Consider the following 17,831-nt stretch of genomic DNA (forward strand, 5'->3'; position numbering starts at 1 on the left):
TCGCAGCGAATCGTTCACATCTAAACTGTCCGATTTACGTATCTCATATCTTGCATAAAAATGCGTATCGCGCGGGATTTTCAAAGGGATGTATGAATTATGCAACATGTCCCTGTCCGGTCGCGACACCTTGCCAGGGACGGTGGAGGGACCGATGTCTCGGGCTGACAATGGATCGAAGCGGAGCGAGAACCGATGAAACTTGTGCGTCACGGAGATGTGGGCGACGAGAAGCCCGGCTTGATCGATGCCGAGGGCGGGTTGCGCGATCTGTCGGGCATCCTGCGCGATATTTCCGGCGCGGCCCTCGCCACGACGTCATTGGAGCGCCTGCGCGCCATCGATCCCGAGACGCTGCCGCTCCTCCCCGCCGAGACGCGGCTCGGCCCCTGCGTCGGCGGTACCCGCAACTTCATCGCGATCGGGCTGAACTATACCGATCACGCGGCGGAGATCGGTGCCGACATCCCGGCCGAGCCCATCGTCTTCAACAAGGCGCCCTCCTGCATCTCCGGCCCCAACGACCGGGTCATTCTGCCGAAGGGGTCGGCCAAGACGGATTGGGAGGTGGAGCTCGCCATCGTCATCGGCGCGCGCGCATCCTACGTCCATGCCAACGAGGCCCTGTCCTATGTGGCGGGCCTGTGCCTCTGCAACGACGTCTCCGAGCGCGAGTTTCAAATGGAGCGCGGCGGGACCTGGACCAAGGGCAAGGGCTGCCCGACCTTCGGTCCCCTCGGGCCGTGGCTGGTGACGCTGGACGAGATCCCCGACCCGTCCGCCCTGGACCTGTGGCTCGACGTGAATGGCGAGCGGATGCAGTCGGGCTCGACATCGACGATGATCTTCGGCGTCGCCCAGATCGTCGCCTATCTCTCGCATTTCATGATGCTGGAGCCCGGTGACGTCATCACCACGGGCACGCCCCCCGGTGTCGGGATGGCACGCAAGCCGCCCCGCTTCCTCAAGAACGGTGACGTAATGACCCTCGGCATCACCGGCCTCGGTGAGCAGCGCCAGGAAATCGTCGCCTTCGACGACTGGACCGCGAAGGTCGCCGCCGGCGAATCCACTCATTGAAATGGGGCGGGGATCGAAATCCCCGCTCGCTCGTCTCCTCTCCTAAGCGGGTTCGCGTTGGCAAGCCAATGCTTCACCCTTCTTGGCTCTTTGCTGTGTCGCAGGGGTTTGTCGCAGAACCGGGGGCCACTTCTGCGAAACCTGCTTAGAGGCAGCTTGGCCGGTAAATCGCATCGCACGGCTCGGCCCCTGGCAGTTGGAAGGACCTAACCTTGAGCATCGGACTGATCGCCCTCCTCGATGACATCGCGGGGCTCGCCAAGGTCGCGGCCGCTTCCCTCGACGATGTCGCGGGGCAAGCCGCCAAGGCCGGCGCGAAGGCGGCGGGCGTCGTCATCGACGACGCCGCCGTGACGCCGCGCTACGTCGTGGGCTTCGCGGCCGAGCGCGAATTGCCGATCGTAGGCAAGATCGCCGTCGGTTCGCTGCGCAACAAGATGCTGTTCCTGCTGCCGGCGGCCCTGCTGCTGCAGGCCTTCGCCCCCTGGGCCATCACCCCGCTGCTCATGCTCGGCGGCGCCTATCTCTGCTACGAGGGCACCGAGAAGGTCTACGAGGCGCTGTTCCCGCACGAGGCGCATGCGCATGAGGCCAAGCTCGATGCCGATGCCGGGGACGGCGCGGCTCTGGAAGCGCGCAAGGTCTCCAGCGCGATCAAGACGGATTTCATCCTGTCGGCCGAGATCATGGCGATCTCCCTGGCCTCTCTTCCCGAAGGCAGCATCTGGACGAAGGCGATCGTGCTCGCGGTCGTCGCCATCGGCATCACGGTCTTCGTCTATGGCGGCGTGGCGCTCATCGTGAAGGCGGACGATGCCGGGGTCGCGATGGCGAAGAACACTTCGGCGTCCGTGTTCGGCAGCGCGATCCGCGGTTTCGGCCGTGCCCTGGTCGAGGGCATGCCGGTCTTCCTGCAGCTTCTGGCCATCATCGGTACCGCCGCGATGATCTGGGTCGGCGGCGGCATCCTCGTCCATGGTCTCGAAGGTTACGGCCTGCCCCAGGTCGCCCACGTGATCCACGACGCCGCTGCCGGCAGCGCGAAGATGGTGCCGCCGGTCGGACCCGTCGTCGAATGGATCGTCACCGCCATCGGCTCCGGCATCGTGGGCCTCGTGGTCGGGGCCGCGCTGATTCCGATCACCAGCTACCTCTTCGCGCCGCTCTGGTCGGGCCTGTCGGGGTTGCGCGGCAAGACGGCGTGAGGGGGCGATCCTGGCCGGCCTGAAGCCAAATGCATCGGGGCATGCGGCCGGCCCGGCTTGATTTTCCGGCGAAGATTCGCCTCATGGGGCCATGACTGACACCATGGCCCCCCTCGCCCCCTTCCCCACCCCTTTGCCCACCACCGAGATCCCCGCGATCCGGCACGATTGGACCGTGGCCGAGATCCAGGCGATCCACGACCTGCCGCTCCTCGACCTCGTGTTCCGGGCGGCACAGGTCCACCGCGCCCATAACGACCCGGCCGATATCCAGCGCGCCGCCCTGCTGTCGATCAAGACCGGCGCCTGTCCCGAGGATTGCGCCTATTGCCCGCAATCGGCGCACCACAAGGGCACCGGCCTGCCGCGCGAGCGCCTGATGGCGGTGGACAAGGTGCTGAAGGAGGCCGCCGCCGCGAAAGCCGCCGGGGCCCATCGCTTCTGCATGGGCGCCGCCTGGCGCCAGCCCAAGGACGGCCCGGAATTCGATGCCGTCCTCTCCATGGTGCGCGGTGTCCGCGGCCTCGGAATGGAAGCCTGCGTCACGCTCGGCATGCTCACCCCGTCTCAGGCGGGCCGCCTCGCCGAGGCCGGGCTGACCTCCTACAACCACAACCTCGATACCGGCCCGGATTTCTACGGCGACATCATCTCGACGCGGACCTACGAGGATCGCCTCAACACCCTTCAGAACGTGCGCGATGCCGGGATCGGCGTCTGTTGCGGCGGCATCGTCGGCATGGGTGAGGGCGTGAAGGACCGCGCGGCGATGCTTCAGGTGCTCGCCAACCACGCCCCCCATCCCGAGAGCGTGCCGATCAACGCCCTGGTGGCCGTCGAGGGGACCCCTCTCGAGGACCGTCCGCCCGTGGACCCGCTCGATCTCGTCCGGATGTGCGCCACCGCCCGCATCGTCATGCCGAAGGCGCGTGTGCGTCTCAGCGCCGGCCGCAAGGGGCTCACCCGCGAAGCGCAGATCCTCTGCTTCCTCGCCGGCGCGAACTCGATCTTCTACGGCGAGCGCCTCCTCACCACGGCCAATAACGAGACCGATGCCGATGCCGAACTGCTTCGCGACATCGGCATCACCGTGCCGGGCCTGACCCTGGCGGCCGCGGAATAGGCTCAGGGCGACTTCGTCGGGCGGTCCGGGATCACGATCCGGAAGCGGGCGCCTTCCCCCTCCCCCGTCGGATCCAGCGTGAGAGAGCCGCCCTGAAGCTCGATCAGTTCGGCGGCGATCGGAAGCCCGAGCCCGGTCCCGCCCGCGCGCGTCGACCCCTCGAACGGCGAGAACAGGTTCGCCCTCGCCCGTTCGGGAAGCCCCGGCCCGTTATCCGCGATGAGGATCGTCACCCCGCCCGCCCCCGGCCGGCCGTGGCGCGTGGCCTCGATCTCGATCACCGGATCGAGCAGCCGCGCCTTGTCCGAACCGATGGCCTGAACGGCGTTGCGCACGATGTTGGTGAGCGCCCGCGAGAACTGGTCGGGATCGACCTCCACCTCGACATTCTCGTCGCAGGCCACGCGAATCGTCACCCGAGACGCGCCGTCGAGCCTGGACAGGTCGGATTGCTCGGCCAGGATCGGCGCGAGCTCGACCTTGCGCCGTTGCGGGACGGCCTCGCTCGCCCGGCCATACGCAAGCGTCTCCTCGCAGAAGCGGATCGCCCGGCCGAGAGTGGCGAGGAGGCGGGGGGCGATGCGCTCCACCGCCGGGTCCGACACGGATTCCAGCCGGTCACCGAGAAGCTGCGCCGTGGTCAGGAGGTTGCGCAATTCGTGGTTGATCTTGCTCACCGACAGGCCGAGCTCGGCGAGGCGGCGCTTCTGGCGCAGCTCGCCGGCCAACGCCGTCTCCATGCGGGCGAGCGCCACCTCCGCGTGACCGATCTCGTCGGTCCGGCGCGACGGCGTGATGATGCGGTCGCTCCCCTGGGGATCGTCGGCGAATTCCGTGATGTTGCGGGCGAGGCGCCGGACCGGGCGCACGATGATCCGCTGCAGCATCAGGAAGACGAGGCCGGCCACCGCCGCGGCGATCGCCAGCGACGAGAGCAGCAGCCGGTCGGCGAAGTCGATCAGCGCCTCGCGCAGGGGCGCCTCGTCGAGGAGGATCTCCACGAGGTCGAACCCGTCCCGGCCATGGCCGATGACCCGGACCGGGCCGTTGCTCACGGTGAAGACGGTGCGCCATGCCCCCCCGATGGAGGCGATCCAGTCATGGGAACGCAGGTCGACGAGGCCTGCGACCTCCGAGGGGATCGTTTCCACGGCAAGGAGGCGGCGCGTTCCGTCGCCGCGCACCGCGATGGCGCTGGCGCCGACCCCCTTCAGGAGGTGCCGCGCGAGGTCTTCCGAGACGTGCTGATCCGGCGAGGCTTCGAGGACGAGGGCGGCGATCTGGGCGGCGGCGATGCGGTCCGACAGCCACATGCGCCGGTAGTTCGCCACGGTCGGCACGTAGATCAGGATCTCGACCAGGGCGACGAAGGCGATGGTCACGAGGAACAGCCGGCCCGACAGGCCGAGATGACGGCCGATTCCCGCCCGCGCCTCCGCCTCGACGGGGACAGGCAGTTCCATGCCGGCGCGTGGCGTCGCGTCCATCACGGGGTTCCGATCATCCCTCATCCCGGGCTTCTTGGCTCGTCCCGGTCCCCCCGGCGCAGTGCCTCCCGCGGCGGTCATTCCGATCTCTCGGCGATCAACTCTACGTCTTAATGCGATTGATTTACATCACGGTTACGCTCCGGCCGCCGCGCCGTCGAGTGCCCGGCCACAGGGATCTGCGACGTGACGCTACGCTTGCGGGCGAACCGGCGTCTCAGCCCTATGGAGAGCAACGCGAAGGCGGCGAGGCCGCCGAGGCCGGCCAGGGTCTTGACGGTGACGAGAGACCGCAGGGACAGGGCCTCGTCGCAGGCCTCGGCGCCGCTCGCCAGACAGGCGGCCTTGGCCGCCTCGTTGGCGGCGACGACATCCTCGATCGCCGATCCGGCTGCCGCATAGACGACGGCGCCGGGGGCGAGGCCCAGAAAGGTCGCGAGCACGAAGGTGCGCAGGGGAACGCCGAAGGCCGCCGGGGCGAGATTCGTCATCCAGAACGGAAAGATCGGCAGGAGCCTCAGGACGAGGATGAAGCCGAACGCGTCGTCGCGGAACCCCGCCGCGAGGCGGCCGAGGCGCGGTCCGGCGTGGGTCACGAGAAACTCCGACATCGGCCCACGGCCGATGGAGAAGACGATGGCCGCACCGGTCGTCGCCGAGACGAGGGCGATCCCCGCGCCTGTGGCGGCCCCGAACAGGAAACCCGACAGGATGGTCAGCACCAGCGAGGCCGGCACGGACACGATTACGCAGCCGATATAGACGAGGCAGGCGACCCCGATGGCTCGCGACCGGTTCTCGGCCACAGCCTCCATCAGCGTTGCGCGATAGGACAGCAGGCGGTCGAGGCTGAGAAGGTGCGGGGCGCCGGAGATGAGGACGCCCAGCGAGATGGCCACGAGGGCGAGGATCGGAAGCCACCGCAGGGCGCGGCGGAGGACGCCGCTCGAGTTGCGTGTCATGTCCCCGCTTCGCCGGGCCGGATCAGCCGGGCTTCCGCATCCTCAAAATCTTGAAGAAACCACCGGGAAAGGTCGGCGAGACGCCGATGAACTCGACGCCGTTGCGCCGCGCCCAGGCCTCGATGCGCGTCGACTTGAACGCCGAGGACCAGCCGATCTTGGTGCAGAGCGGCGCCACGATCTCCTCGACCTTGGCGACCGCGCCCTTGGTCTGGCCGAAATGGTTGGCGAGGACGATCTCGCCGCCCGGCCGCACCACGCGGAGAAATTCCGACAGAGCGGCTTCGGGGTCCGGCACCAGGGTGATGAGGAACTGCGCGACCACCGCGTCGAAGCTGGCATCGGCATAGCCAAGGCGGCACACATCCATCACCTGAAGGCCACGGACATGGGTGAGCCGGCGGCGCAGCACCTTGGCGCGGGCACGCTTCAGCATGTCCTCGGACAGGTCGACGCCGCAGACGAAGCTGCCCGCCGGATAATAGCCGAGGGACAACCCCGTGCCAACGCCGGCCTCCAGGATACGCGGCCCGCAGGCGGTGGCGGCCATCACCGCGTCGCGCGCGGCGGGCTCGGTGAGCTTGTCGTAGACGACGTCGTAGACCGGTGCCCAGCGGGCATAGGCCTTGCGCATCAGGGCCGTGCTCGGACCGGCCTGCGGCTCGCTCAGCATATCGTCTCTAGATCCTGCGAATGGGGAAGGTTCTGGCTCGGGTCGGCGTCAGGCGGCTTGCGCCGTTCCGGCTGCCAACGCGTCGATGCGACGAATGGTGCCGCCGCCGAGCACACGCGAGCGTGGGCCGTCATCGGCATAAATGACGCAGGCCTGGCCCGGAGAGACGCCGTCTTCCGGTGTGGCCAGCACGACCTCGGCGGCTGCTCCACCGGAATCGACCGTCAGATGCGCGGCGCGCGGCTCACGGGTCGAGCGCACCCGCACGGCCACCGGCATGTCGACGACCCCGCCGGACGGCAGGATCCCGAGCCAATTCAGATCGTCGAGGCGGATGCGGCTGGTGGCGAGGGCGGAACGCGGCCCCACCACCACCCGGGCGGAACCCGGCTCCAGTCGGACCACGTAGAGCGGCTCGCCGACGGCGAGGCGGAGACCCTTCCGCTGTCCGACCGTGTAATGAATGATGCCCTCGTGCTGGCCGAGCACCCGCCCCTCGAGATCGACGATGTCGCCGGCGCGCGCCGCATCCGGCCGCAGCTTGGCGATGACGTCGGCGTAGCGCCCCTGGGGCACGAAGCAGATGTCCTGGCTGTCGGCCTTCGCGGCGATGGCGAGGCCGAGCTCGCGGGCAAGGCGTCGGGTCTCGTCCTTGGGCAGTTCGCCCAAGGGAAAGCGCAGGAAATCGAGCTGCTCGGCCGTGGTGGCGTAGAGGAAGTAGCTCTGGTCACGGGCCGGATCGAGGGCGCGGTAGAGGCCGCGCCCGCCGGCTTCGAGGGGGCGACTGGCCACGTAATGGCCGGTGGCCAGCACGTCGGCATCGAGGTCGCGGGCGGTGGCGAGAAGATCACGGAACTTGATCGACCGGTTGCACTCGACGCAGGGGATCGGCGTCTCACCGGCGAGATAGCTCTCGGCGAAACGGTCGATCACCGATTCCCGGAAGCGGTCCTCGTAATCGAGGACGTAATGCGGGATGCCGAGCGTCTCGGCGACGCGGCGCGCATCGTGGATGTCCTGACCGGCGCAGCAGGCGCCTTTGCGATGGACCGCCGCGCCATGGTCGTAGAGCTGCAGCGTGATCCCGACGACGTCGTAGCCCTGCTGGCTGAGTAGCCCGGCCACCACGGAGGAATCCACGCCGCCGGACATGGCGACGACGACGCGCGTCTCGTGCGGGGCCTTGGGAAGGTCGAGGGAGTTCATCACGTCACGGGTTCGCCGGCAGGCCGCAGCGCCCGCACATGCGGAGTCTATAGCGATCCTGAGGTGGAACTTCCAGGCAGGCCGGGAGCAGGTCTCGCATGCCGACGCGCCGGACCCGGCAAATCCTGCCTGGACGGGGACGATTTCGCCGGGTCGCGGAGGATCGGTTTGCGAGCGACGAAAATTTTTCCTGTCGAAACAACGGGTTGTCGGGTGCGATGCGTGGCGCGAAGGTTGCGCGGTGGGGGGGCGAGGAGACTACGCCGAATGGCCACCACGTCGATCAACCGAGACCAGGCCTCGCGGTTCACGAGCGCGGTCGCCCTGCGTTCCACCCCGATTCCTGCCACCGATGCGGCGGGCCTCGAACGTTTCAGCATCCCCGCAGGCGAGTCGCATCCGGCGCCGTCCTCACGCAGGGCCTTGGAGCCGAAGACGGCCATCCGCGAGCGTGATGCGGCCAAGACCGGCGTCGCGACGTCGGTGGCTTCGCCGACCGCGGAACCGTCCTCGCCGCGGCCGAAGGGCGATGCCGCACGGCCGGGGGCGCTTTCGCAGCGGAGCGTTTATCGCGGGCCGGTCCAAGTCGATGCCGGAGGCGTGGGCGCGGCCGAAGCGGCGCTGCGGGAACAGGATCCGGTTTCAGGGCAGATAGAAGACTTGGCCGAGACACGGCCGCTGCGAGCCCGAAGGGACGAGGATCAGGCTACGCCGCCCAACGAGGCCGGTCTCGGAGGTTCGCCGGTGCAGCGTGACGCTTCGGCGGCGAAGGGCACGGACATGCAGCCCACCCTGCCGCAACAGGGGGGAGATCCATCGATCATTGCGGCGTCGGGCTTCCCGCAGCCAGCCGGCAAGGCAGGCTTGCCGATGACCGGCGGCGCCGGACCATTGCCCGCCTCTTCCGTGCAGGCAGGACGTGAGACCCCTCAATCCGCCGCCCCGCCTCAGGCTGGGAATGCCTTGCCGCCTTCGATGGCTGGACAGAGTGGGATACCCGTTCCGGTTCAGGCGATCGCGTCTGCGGCCGTCGCCGCCGAGGCGGTCACGGCGACCGAAGAGCGGAACGACGATGTGGAGGTTCCGGCGGACGGCGCGGTTGCGGACCCCACCGCGACGGCGATGTCCGCCCTCGCCCCGCCCGAACTCCTCGCGCCCCCGGCCAACGCTCCCGCGATGGCGGTTCAGGCCGGTGCCGCCTCGTCTCCGAAACCGAGTGCAATCGTTGCATCCGGCGCGGGCGGCACGCAAGCTGCCGCCGGTCTTCCGGTCGCCGTACCCGTATCCGGCACCGATCGCCCGGCCGCCTCCGAGCGCGAGACCTCGTCAGCCAAGGCTATCGACGAGCTAGCCCCCGGTTCGACCGTGGCCGCCGACGATCTCGCTTCGGCTCCTACGGCGACGTTCAGCCCTGTGCCGGCAGCCCACATTCCCGCACCGGCGCCCGATCCCGCCGGCGCCTTCCCCCAGGCCCAGGCGGCGCCGGTGCCCCTCGGCGCGGTGCCGATGACCATCGGGCTCCGGTCGCTGGCCGGGTCGAACCGTTTCGAGATCAGCCTCGATCCGAAGGATCTCGGGCGGATCGACGTGAATCTCGATATCGACAAGGACAACGGCACGGTCACCGCCCATCTCACGGTCGACCGGCCGGAGACCCTGGCCCTTCTCCAGCGCGATGTCGGCAACCTGCAACAAGCTCTGTCGCAGGCCGGCTTCGATGCGGGTGACGCCGCCATCAACCTGTCCCTGCGCAGCGACACCGGCTCCGATGGGGGCAACGGCGCCGAGCGGGATGGCGGGGGCGGCCGGGATGGCCGCTCCGGCAAGCCCGGTTCCGACCTGAAGGACCCGCGCCTTTCCAACGACGTCGTGCCGCTGCGTATGCTGCGCGGCCTCGGCGGCATCGACATCCGAATCTGAGGAGACCGCCATGACAGCCGGCATCACCGGAGCTTCGAGCAGCTCCTCCATCACGAACCCGAGCACGGCCACCGGCGCTTCGCAGGAGATCGCCGGCAATTTCCAGCAGTTCCTGACCCTGCTGACGACGCAGCTCAAGAACCAGAACCCGATGGACCCCCTGGACACCAACCAGTTCACGCAGCAGCTCGTGCAATATGCCGGGGTCGAGCAGCAGCTGAAGTCGAACGACCGCCTCGATTCCATCCTCAACAACGCGAAGGCATCGAGCGCCGCCGCCGCCACGGGCTTCATCGGCCAGAGCGTGACGGCGGACGGTCGGGTCGCCAACCTGAAGGACGGCTCGGCCGTCTGGACCCTGACGCCCGCGCGTGCCGCCAAGCAGGCGACGATGACGATCAGCGATGCCAAGGGCAACGTGGTGGCCACACAGACGAAGGCCCTGACCGCCGGGGCGCAGACCTTCGCCTGGGACGGACGATCCACCTCCGGCTTCACCTCCGCCAACGGCAGCTACTCGATCAAGATCGATGCCTTCGACGCCACTGGTGCACAGGTTAGCGTCGACACGCAGGTCGCCGGAAAAGTCGACGGCGTCGATCTCAGCGGCAGCGAGCCGGTGCTGCTGATTGGCAAATCGCGGCTGCCGATATCGGGCGTTCAGAACATCGGATCCGGGTTGTCCACATGATCCTGGAAAAAACGAATCAGATGCAATCGATCCGCTTCAACATATCTTAAGCGGGCGCAAGTAGCTTCCAACCTCGACAGGTCAGTCGAGTTGTAGAGCGTATCATGACCGAACCAAGCCGCCCGAGAGTCAAATACGTCATCGGGCCAGATGGAAGCCCGCTGACGATCGCGGATCTTCCGCCGACCACGACCAGACGATGGGTCATCCGCCGCAAGGCCGAAGTCGTCGCAGCCGTCCGCGGCGGTCTTCTCAGCCTTGAGGAAGCCTGCCAGCGTTATACCCTTACCACCGAGGAATTCCTGAGCTGGCAGTTCTCCATCGACCAGCATGGCCTGGCCGGATTGCGGACCACCCGTATTCAGCACTACCGCCATTGAGATCGAGGAGGGTCGGCATCCGGGCCGGGTTCCGGAAGTCCCCTTCGAGCAACGATCTCCTTGAAAAAGAACCGCGCCCTCCCCGGGGCGCGGTTCTTTCCGTTTCGGGGTCGGCTCGAAACGGACGAACGCCGACCATCCTTTTTTCCTGGGTTAAGGAAATCGTTAACCGGACGCTAACCACGACCTGGGCAAATTTTGCCGAGCGAGCGCGGCCCTTCCGCCGCTCCGGTTCGGGTGGGTACGTCGCGTCGTGAAGTCCGTTCTCGAAGTGGTGACGAAGTTGGGACCGGCGCGGCTCGCGGCCATGGCGGCCGTGACCCTGACGTTGATCGGCTTCTTCGCCTTCGTGATCCTTCGCGTGTCGAAGCCCGATATGGGCGTCCTCTTCGCCGACCTGTCGATGCAGGATTCGGGGGCCGTCATCCGGGACCTCGATGCGCGCGGCATCAAGTACGAGACGCGCGGAGATGCGGGCCAGACCATCATGGCGCCTCGCGCCGACCTGCCCCGCCTGCGGATGGACCTCGCCGGCAAGGGCCTGCCCAGCGCCTCGGGCGTCGGCTACGAGATCTTCGACAAGGGCGATGCGTTCTCGTCCACCAACTTCGTCCAGAACGTCAATCACCTGCGTGCCCTGGAGGGGGAACTCGCGCGCTCCATCCGGGCCATTGGGCGGGTCCAGGCCGCGCGCGTCCACCTCGTCATTCCGGAGCGCCGCCTGTTCGAGCGCGACCGCGAGTTGCCCAGCGCCGCCATCGTGCTCAAGCTCGTCGGTGACATGGACCCCTCCCAGGTTCGCGCCATCCGCCATCTCGCCGCCTCCGCGGTGGAGGGCTTGAAGCCGGAGCGGATCTCCATCGTCGACGAGCGTGGCCGCCTGCTGGCGGACGGGGCTCGGGGTGCGGAGGCCGAGACCGGCGCCGGCATGGAGGAGAAGCAGGTCGGCCTCGAGCGCCGCCTTCGGTCCCAGATCGAGGAGATCGTGGCCGGCATCGTCGGCGCGGGCCGCTCGCGGGTGCAGGTCACGGCGGAACTCGACCGGAACCGCATCGAGAGCCGTTCGGAGACCTTCGATCCGGAGAGCAAGGTCGTGCGCTCGACGCAGACCCGCAGCGAAAGCGCACTCACGGGGGGCAACGAGGGCGCCGTGACCGTCGGCAACGAATTGCCGGGCGCCAACCAGCCGAACCCGAACCCCAATTCGAAGGATTCCTCGAAGAAGGACGAGGAGACCACGAATTACGAGATCTCCCGCGTCACCAAGACGGTGGTCGAGGAAGGCGGACGTCTGAAACGCCTGTCGGTGGCGGTCCTCGTCGACGGCGCCTACGTCCTGGGAGCGGATGGCCGCCCCGTCTATCAGCCGCGCCCGGCCAACGACATCGAGCGGATCGCCACCCTGGTTCGCACCGCCATCGGCTTCGACAAGGATCGTGGCGATCAGGTCGAAGTGGTCAACCTGCGTTTCGCCGAGACGCCCGCGCCCGTCGAGTTCACCGAGCCCTCGCTGATCCAGTCGCTCATGGCTCCGTCGAAGGAGGACGTGATGCGCATGGTCGAACTGTCGGTGCTTCTCCTCCTGACGGTGATCGTTCTCCTCGCCGTGGTCCGTCCCCTCGTGCGCCGCATCCTCACCGCCGAACCGACCCAGGCCATTCTGGTCTCGGGACCGGCACTGGCCGGTGGCGATCCCGGCGCCGATCAGATGCTTCCGGCTCGCGACAACCCCACGGCCCGCCTCGTCGACTTCGCGCAGTTGAACGGCAAGGTGCAGGCGGAGACCGTCCAGCGGGTGGTGGACATGGTCCGCGGCAGCCCGAGCGAGACGGTGGAGGTCCTGCGCAACTGGATCCACGACAGTTGAGCGGGACGGCGACGGCATTCGAAACGGTAGCGGCAACGGCAGCGGCGAAGAGGAGTGAGGCATGGCCTCGGGGTTGAGCGTCATCGCGGATCAGGATCTCGGCAAGGCGGGCTTGAGCGCCATGACCGGCGCCCAGCGCGCGGCTGCGCTTCTCCTGCTCCTCGGCGAGACGGAGGGCGCGCCGATCTGGCAGATGCTGGACGAGGAAGAGGTCAAGATGGTCTCCCACGCCATGGTCCAGCTCGGATCGCTGGAGGCGGAGACCGTCGAGAGGCTGATCGTGGACTTCGTCTCGCGGCTCTCCTCGGGCGGCGGCATCACCTCGAACTACGAGCGCACCGAATCGCTGCTTCTCAAGATCTTTCCCACCGAGCAGGTCTCGGCGATCATGGCGGAGATCAAGGGCGCTTCGGGCAAGCGGGTCTGGGCGAGCCTGACGCAGATCGACCCGGAGATCCTCGCCTCGTTCCTGCGCAACGAGTATCCACAGACGGTCTCGGTGGTGCTGTCGAAGGTGCGCCCCGACTATGCGGCGAAGGTCCTGACGATCCTGCCCGAGGATTTCGCCATCGACGTCCTCAACCGCATGCTGCGGATGGAGACGGTGCAGAAGGAGGCCCTGCGCCACATCGAAGAGACCCTGCGGGTGGAGTTCGTCTCCACCATCGCGCAGACCACACGGCGGGACGCCCACGAACTGATGGCGGACGTGTTCAATGCGTTCGACCGCCAGACCGAAGGCCGCTTCCTCGCGGCCCTGGACCAGGCCAATCGCGGCTCGGCCAAGAAGATCCGCCAGCTCATGTTCACCTTCGAGGACCTGCTGAAGCTCGATGCGGGCAGTGTGCAGACGCTGCTGCGTAAGGTCGACAACGACACCCTGTGCCGCGCCCTCAAGGGCGCCGACGAACGGGTGCGCAACTTCTTCCTCAAGAACATGTCCACCCGCGCGGCCAAGAACATCACCGACGAGATGGGCTCGCTCGGCCCGATCCGCCTCAAGGACGTCGATGAGGCGCAGGCCAAGATGACCGAGCTCGCCAAGGAACTGGCCGAGAAGGGCGAGATCATGATCGCCAAGTCCAGCGGCGAAGAGGAGCTGGTCTATTGAACGCCCGCCGGTTCCTCTTCGACACCGATTTCCGGCCGCGCGAAGGCGCGACCGTCCCGCTCAAGGAGGCGGCGGCCCTGGCCGAGGCCGTGGCGCAGGCCCATGCCCGCGGCGTCCAGGAAGGGCGCGCCCAGGCCGAGGCCCAGGCCCAGGCCCGCATGGCCGATGCCCTCACCCGCGTCGGCCTCGCCGCGGCCGGCCTCATCGGTCAGGCGGACGCGCGGGATGCGGCGCGCGAGGAGGAGGCCCTGGCCTTCGCCGTCTCCCTGGCGCGACGCATCGCCGGCGATGCCCTCGATACCCAGCCGCTCGCGGCCATCGGCGACGCGGCCCGCACGGCCCTGCAGCACCTGCGCGGCGTGCCGCATCTGGTGGTGCGCGTGAACGACAGGCTGGTGGACGAGGCCGAGGCGCTGGTGAAGAGCCTCGCCCGCGAGCGCGGCTTCGAGGGTCGTCTCATCGTCCTCGGCGAGCCCGACCTCGCCCCCGGCGATGCCCGGATGGAATGGGCCGATGGCGGGGTCGTGCGCGACCGCGCCCGTATCGAGGCCGCCGTGCTCGAAGCCATCGGCCACCCTCTCGACTCCTGATCCGTCGCCGCTCGACCCCGCAACGCCTTCGATTTTGAAAGCCCGTGATGTCCGACAATTTCAGCCTGCCGCAGCTCAATGGCGTCGACTCGTCCTTCGACGGGCTCGGCTCCGAATCGATTCGCGAGGCGCCCACGACCCCCAAGAGCGCCTCCGACCTCGAACAGGTCTTCGACGTCCCCGTGGTGGTCTCGGCCGTGCTCGGCTCGTCGCGCATGCCCATCGGCGATCTGCTGCGGCTGCAGGCGGGCGCGGTGCTGGAACTCGACCGGAAGGTCGGCGAGGCGATCGACATCTTCGTCAACAACCGCCTCGTCGCCCGCGGCGAGGTCGTCCTCGTCGAGGAGCGCCTCGGTGTGACGATGACCGAGATCATCAAGAGCGACCACTGATCTCGCCCGCCGCGCTGCTGCGCGAGGCTCCACCGACACAGGATACTAGACCATGCGGCTCCTCATCATCGGACGCTTGAGCGGCGAACTCGTCACCGCCTCCAAGATCGCCATGAACCGCGGCGCGGCCGTGACCCATGCGGACGGGGTGCCGCAGGGCCTCGCCGTGCTGCGCGCCAAGGGCGCCGACCTCGTCATGATCGATGTGGGCCAGCCGATCCGCGAACTCGTGACGGCGCTTTCCGACGAGCGCATCCGCACCCCGGTGGTCGCCTGCGGCGTCGCCACCGATGCCAAGGCGGCGGTGGCCGCGATCCAGGCCGGCGCCCGCGAGTACATCCCCCTGCCGCCCGATCCCGAACTGATCGCCGCCGTGCTGCAGGCGGTCTCCGAGGACGGGCGCGCCTTCGTCTGGCGCGACGCCTCCATGGAGCGGGTGGTGAAGCTCGCCGAGCAGGTGGCGCGGTCGGAGGCCTCGGTGCTGATCACCGGCGAGAGCGGCACCGGCAAGGAGGTGCTGGCCCGCCACGTCCATGTGAAGTCCACCCGCTCGAGCCGGCCCTTCGTCTCGGTCAACTGCGCCGCGATCCCGGAAGCTTTGCTCGAATCCGAACTGTTCGGCCACGAGAAGGGGGCCTTCACCGGCGCCGTCGCCCGCCGGATCGGCCGGTTCGAGGAAGCCAATGGCGGCACGCTGCTCCTCGACGAAATCTCCGAGATGGATGTCCGCCTCCAGTCGAAGCTGCTGCGCGCCCTGCAGGAACGGGTGATCGACCGGGTCGGCGGCACCGCTCCCGTGAAGGTCGACATCCGGGTGCTCGCTACCTCCAACCGCAATCTCATCGACGAGGTCCGCAAGGGCACCTTCCGCGAGGATCTGTTCTACCGCCTCAACGTGGTGCACCTGCGCCTGCCGCCGCTGCGCGAGCGCCCGGCCGACATCCTCGAACTCGCCACCCATTTCGCCAAGAAATACGCCGAGGTGAACGGCGTGCCGGTCCGGTCCTTGAGCCGCGAGGCGCAGGCCATCATCCGTGAGAATCCGTGGCGCGGGAACGTGCGCGAACTCGAAAACACCCTCCACAGGGCGGTCCTGCTGGCGACGGGAGCGGAGATCGACGCCGACGCGATCTCCACCCCGGAGGGCGAATCCTTCGCCCGCTCCGCCGGGCCGGTGGAGCGCGCCGCCCAGGTCGCCGAGGCGGCCACCCGCGGTCTCGTGGGACGGACGGTGGCGCAGGTGGAATGCGAGCTGATCCTCGACACGCTCGACCATTGCCTCGGCAACCGCACCCATGCCGCCAAGATTCTCGGCATCTCGATCCGGACCCTGCGCAACAAGCTCAACGAATATGTCGATGCCGGCATCAGCGTCGCGGAGCCCGGCAGCGTCCGGGCCGTGGCGGCCTATGGCTGAGGGGCGCTGGCCGGCGGGGCATCACGCCCCGTTGCCGCCCCTCCCCCCTTTGACTTAGGTGTGGCCCGGATGGCGTCCCGGTCCCCGGCTCGCCGGGCACGGAACGGGCACCCGGATTTGGCAAAACACGAGAAGGACACGACCGTTCGCACGGCGAAGTCCGGCTATTCGGACATCGTCCTGGTCTGCGCGAAATGCACCAAGCGTGTCGGCCTGAAGAAGGACGAGATCCGGGGGCGGCTCAAGCGGGAGGTGAAAAGGCGCGGCCTCGGCGGGATGACCCGCGTGGTGTCCACGGGCTGCCTCGGCCCCTGCCCGAAGCGGTTCGTGGCGGTGGCGACCTCCTTCAGCCTATCGCGCAACCGCATCGTCCTGATCGACCCGGAGGGCAATGCCGAGCAGGCCCTCGACACGGTCTATCCGCCCGCCCGCCGGTCCGAGTGAGGCGGTCTCCGATTTCAGCCCCAATGCCACGATAGGATCGGCCCGAGTTCGATTGTGCGTGACAGGCGGAGCGCCGGATGCGCTGTCCCTTCGATGTGTCGCAGATCGTCATCGTAGAACCGGGGTCCATGTCTGCGAAACCCGCATTGAGAGGATCGTCTCCGTTGGCGCTCGTCCATTTCAGAAGTCCGGCCCTTTGACCCGCCGCGTCGTGGCGCCTCCGCCCGCCCGAGCGGGCCTCGGAAGACAGGCCCTGCGCTACCTGCCCGTCCTGGGGACGGTGCTGGGCCTCGGCCTCGCCATCTGGCTGGTGGCGACCCACGATCTCGCCTCGGTGGCCAATGCCTTCGGACGGATCGGAATCGTCGGGCTCGCCGGCATCGTGCTCATGCGCGTCGTCGTCCTGTCCCTCTGTGGTCTCGCCTGGGAGCGGGTGCTGCACCGGCTCTCCACCACCGCCGAGGCGGGTGCTTTCCTCATCCTCCGCTTCGTGCGTGACGGGATCAACGTGCTCCTCCCGGTGGCCTCCGTCGGGGGCGACGTCGTCGGCGGGCGTCTCCTCACCTTCTGGGGCGTGTCGGGCACGTTCGCTGCAGCCTCGATCCTGGTGGACATGCTGATCCAGGTCGGCACGCAGGCCATCTTCGTGCTCATCGGCGTCACGCTACTGATGCAGATGGAAGGCGAGTCCGCCGCGTCCCTCGCGGCCTGGGCCCTGCGTGCGCTCGGCGTCACCGCCATCGTGCTCACCGCCTTCTTCCTGTTCCAGCGCAGCCCGCTCATGCGCGGCGTCGAGCGCCGCGTCGCCGAACTCGGCCGGCGCTTCCTGCGCGACCCGGGCGAGGCGGCACCCGGCTCGGCGCCCGGCGACGCGGGTGTGCATGGCGCCCTCGATACGGTCTGGGCTCCGAAGCGCTGGCCCCTGCTGTTCCAGGGCATCGTCCTCCACCTCCTCGCCTGGATGCTCGGCGCCGTGGAGATCTGGATCGCGCTGACCTGCATGGGCGTGGAGGGCGTGGGCCTCGCCGAAGTCGTCATCATCGAGGCCCTGAGCCAGGCCATCAAATCGGCGGCCTTCCCGGTGCCGAGTGGATTAGGGGTTCAGGAAGGCGGGTTCGTCCTCGTGGGCGGCCTGTTCGGCATCGATCCCGGCACCGCCATCGCCCTGTCGCTGGCCAAGCGCGTGCCGGACGTGGTGCTCGGCCTGCCCTCCCTGATCCTGTGGCAGACCCTAGAGGCCCGCCGGGCGACGGTGATGGCTCCTCCGCGGGGGTAGGTCGTCG

Annotated in this window: 17 protein-coding genes; 13 read left to right on the plus strand and 4 right to left on the minus strand. The window is 68.3% G+C overall.

Going from position 1 to position 17,831, the window contains the following annotated elements; genetic code table 11:
- The first annotated feature begins 195 nt into the window (after nucleotides 1–195).
- The 3 genes from A3OM_RS0114295 to bioB all read left to right on the plus strand — a co-directional run bounded on the left by A3OM_RS0114295 (nucleotide 196) and on the right by bioB (nucleotide 3,408).
- Nucleotides 196–1,080 carry a fumarylacetoacetate hydrolase family protein gene (locus A3OM_RS0114295; protein ID WP_026176038.1) on the plus strand — a complete coding sequence of 295 codons (885 nt, stop codon included), beginning with the start codon at nucleotides 196–198 and terminating at the stop codon, nucleotides 1,078–1,080.
- A 212-nt stretch (nucleotides 1,081–1,292) separates the two neighbouring features.
- On the plus strand, nucleotides 1,293–2,285 hold the full coding sequence (locus A3OM_RS0114300) for a DUF808 domain-containing protein (protein WP_018044444.1): 993 nt from the start codon (nucleotides 1,293–1,295) through the stop codon (nucleotides 2,283–2,285).
- Between the two features lie 103 nt (nucleotides 2,286–2,388).
- Nucleotides 2,389–3,408 carry a biotin synthase BioB gene (gene bioB / locus A3OM_RS0114305; protein WP_018044445.1) on the plus strand — a complete coding sequence of 340 codons (1,020 nt, stop codon included), beginning with the start codon at nucleotides 2,389–2,391 and terminating at the stop codon, nucleotides 3,406–3,408.
- A 2-nt stretch (nucleotides 3,409–3,410) separates the two neighbouring features.
- Here the strand turns inward: bioB and A3OM_RS0114310 are convergent, their stop codons facing one another.
- The 4 genes from A3OM_RS0114310 to mnmA form a co-directional block, all read right to left on the minus strand.
- Nucleotides 3,411–4,871 carry a HAMP domain-containing sensor histidine kinase gene (locus tag A3OM_RS0114310; RefSeq protein WP_043764743.1) on the minus strand — a complete coding sequence of 487 codons (1,461 nt, stop codon included), beginning with the start codon at nucleotides 4,869–4,871 and terminating at the stop codon, nucleotides 3,411–3,413.
- Between the two features lie 134 nt (nucleotides 4,872–5,005).
- Nucleotides 5,006–5,857 (minus strand): VTT domain-containing protein, encoded by an 852-nt coding sequence (locus tag A3OM_RS0114315; RefSeq protein WP_018044447.1) that lies wholly within the window; start codon nucleotides 5,855–5,857, stop codon nucleotides 5,006–5,008.
- 22 nt (nucleotides 5,858–5,879) lie between these two features.
- Nucleotides 5,880–6,530 (minus strand): class I SAM-dependent methyltransferase, encoded by a 651-nt coding sequence (locus A3OM_RS0114320; RefSeq protein ID WP_018044448.1) that lies wholly within the window; start codon nucleotides 6,528–6,530, stop codon nucleotides 5,880–5,882.
- 48 nt (nucleotides 6,531–6,578) lie between these two features.
- On the minus strand, nucleotides 6,579–7,736 hold the full coding sequence (mnmA, locus tag A3OM_RS0114325) for a tRNA 2-thiouridine(34) synthase MnmA (RefSeq protein ID WP_018044449.1): 1,158 nt from the start codon (nucleotides 7,734–7,736) through the stop codon (nucleotides 6,579–6,581).
- A 975-nt stretch (nucleotides 7,737–8,711) separates the two neighbouring features.
- Here mnmA and A3OM_RS24790 point away from each other — a divergent pair.
- The 10 genes from A3OM_RS24790 (at nucleotide 8,712) to A3OM_RS0114375 (ending at nucleotide 17,824) form a co-directional block, all read left to right on the plus strand.
- A complete protein-coding gene (locus tag A3OM_RS24790; RefSeq protein WP_245257794.1) occupies nucleotides 8,712–9,656 on the plus strand; it encodes a flagellar hook-length control protein FliK in 945 nt (314 codons plus the stop codon).
- Nucleotides 9,657–9,666: 10 nt separating this feature from the next.
- Nucleotides 9,667–10,347 (plus strand): flagellar hook capping FlgD N-terminal domain-containing protein, encoded by a 681-nt coding sequence (locus tag A3OM_RS0114335; protein ID WP_018044451.1) that lies wholly within the window; start codon nucleotides 9,667–9,669, stop codon nucleotides 10,345–10,347.
- A 104-nt stretch (nucleotides 10,348–10,451) separates the two neighbouring features.
- A complete protein-coding gene (locus A3OM_RS0114340; protein WP_018044452.1) occupies nucleotides 10,452–10,727 on the plus strand; it encodes a DUF1153 domain-containing protein in 276 nt (91 codons plus the stop codon).
- Between the two features lie 253 nt (nucleotides 10,728–10,980).
- Nucleotides 10,981–12,594, plus strand: coding sequence for a flagellar basal-body MS-ring/collar protein FliF (fliF, locus tag A3OM_RS0114345; RefSeq protein WP_026176040.1), 1,614 nt, complete (start codon nucleotides 10,981–10,983; stop codon nucleotides 12,592–12,594).
- A gap of 61 nt (nucleotides 12,595–12,655) precedes the next feature.
- Nucleotides 12,656–13,705, plus strand: a complete 1,050-nt coding sequence (fliG, locus tag A3OM_RS0114350; protein ID WP_018044454.1) for a flagellar motor switch protein FliG — start codon at nucleotides 12,656–12,658, stop codon at nucleotides 13,703–13,705.
- A complete protein-coding gene (locus A3OM_RS0114355) occupies nucleotides 13,702–14,295 on the plus strand; it encodes a FliH/SctL family protein (protein WP_018044455.1) in 594 nt (197 codons plus the stop codon). The genes fliG and A3OM_RS0114355 overlap by 4 nt, the downstream gene beginning before the upstream one ends.
- Nucleotides 14,296–14,342: 47 nt before the next feature.
- Nucleotides 14,343–14,687, plus strand: coding sequence for a flagellar motor switch protein FliN (fliN, locus tag A3OM_RS0114360; protein WP_018044456.1), 345 nt, complete (start codon nucleotides 14,343–14,345; stop codon nucleotides 14,685–14,687).
- Between the two features lie 52 nt (nucleotides 14,688–14,739).
- Nucleotides 14,740–16,104, plus strand: a complete 1,365-nt coding sequence (locus A3OM_RS0114365) for a sigma-54 dependent transcriptional regulator (protein WP_018044457.1) — start codon at nucleotides 14,740–14,742, stop codon at nucleotides 16,102–16,104.
- A gap of 117 nt (nucleotides 16,105–16,221) precedes the next feature.
- Entirely contained in the window at nucleotides 16,222–16,548 is a 327-nt protein-coding gene (locus A3OM_RS0114370) for a (2Fe-2S) ferredoxin domain-containing protein (protein WP_018044458.1), read from the plus strand.
- A 196-nt stretch (nucleotides 16,549–16,744) separates the two neighbouring features.
- The gene (locus tag A3OM_RS0114375; protein ID WP_018044459.1) at nucleotides 16,745–17,824 is read left to right on the plus strand and encodes a lysylphosphatidylglycerol synthase domain-containing protein; all 1,080 of its coding nucleotides are present in this window, start codon (nucleotides 16,745–16,747) and stop codon (nucleotides 17,822–17,824) included.
- Nucleotides 17,825–17,831: the final 7 nt, after the last annotated feature.

The organism is Methylobacterium sp. 88A, from assembly GCF_000376345.1.
GTDB classification, from domain to species: domain Bacteria; phylum Pseudomonadota; class Alphaproteobacteria; order Rhizobiales; family Beijerinckiaceae; genus Methylobacterium; species Methylobacterium bullatum.

Excerpts from the sequence above, each read along its gene's own strand:
- A3OM_RS0114295 (WP_026176038.1), top strand. The coding sequence starts at position 196 with ATGAAACTTGTGCGTCACGGAGATGTGGGCGACGAGAAGCCCGGCTTG.
- bioB (WP_018044445.1), top strand. The coding sequence starts at position 2,389 with ATGGCCCCCCTCGCCCCCTTCCCCACCCCTTTGCCCACCACCGAGATC.
- A3OM_RS0114310 (WP_043764743.1), bottom strand. The coding sequence starts at position 4,871 with ATGGAACTGCCTGTCCCCGTCGAGGCGGAGGCGCGGGCGGGAATCGGC.
- A3OM_RS0114315 (WP_018044447.1), bottom strand. The coding sequence starts at position 5,857 with ATGACACGCAACTCGAGCGGCGTCCTCCGCCGCGCCCTGCGGTGGCTT.
- A3OM_RS0114320 (WP_018044448.1), bottom strand. The coding sequence starts at position 6,530 with ATGCTGAGCGAGCCGCAGGCCGGTCCGAGCACGGCCCTGATGCGCAAG.
- mnmA (WP_018044449.1), bottom strand. The coding sequence starts at position 7,736 with ATGAACTCCCTCGACCTTCCCAAGGCCCCGCACGAGACGCGCGTCGTC.
- A3OM_RS24790 (WP_245257794.1), top strand. The coding sequence starts at position 8,712 with ATGGCTGGACAGAGTGGGATACCCGTTCCGGTTCAGGCGATCGCGTCT.
- A3OM_RS0114335 (WP_018044451.1), top strand. The coding sequence starts at position 9,667 with ATGACAGCCGGCATCACCGGAGCTTCGAGCAGCTCCTCCATCACGAAC.
- A3OM_RS0114340 (WP_018044452.1), top strand. The coding sequence starts at position 10,452 with ATGACCGAACCAAGCCGCCCGAGAGTCAAATACGTCATCGGGCCAGAT.
- fliG (WP_018044454.1), top strand. The coding sequence starts at position 12,656 with ATGGCCTCGGGGTTGAGCGTCATCGCGGATCAGGATCTCGGCAAGGCG.
- fliN (WP_018044456.1), top strand. The coding sequence starts at position 14,343 with ATGTCCGACAATTTCAGCCTGCCGCAGCTCAATGGCGTCGACTCGTCC.
- A3OM_RS0114365 (WP_018044457.1), top strand. The coding sequence starts at position 14,740 with ATGCGGCTCCTCATCATCGGACGCTTGAGCGGCGAACTCGTCACCGCC.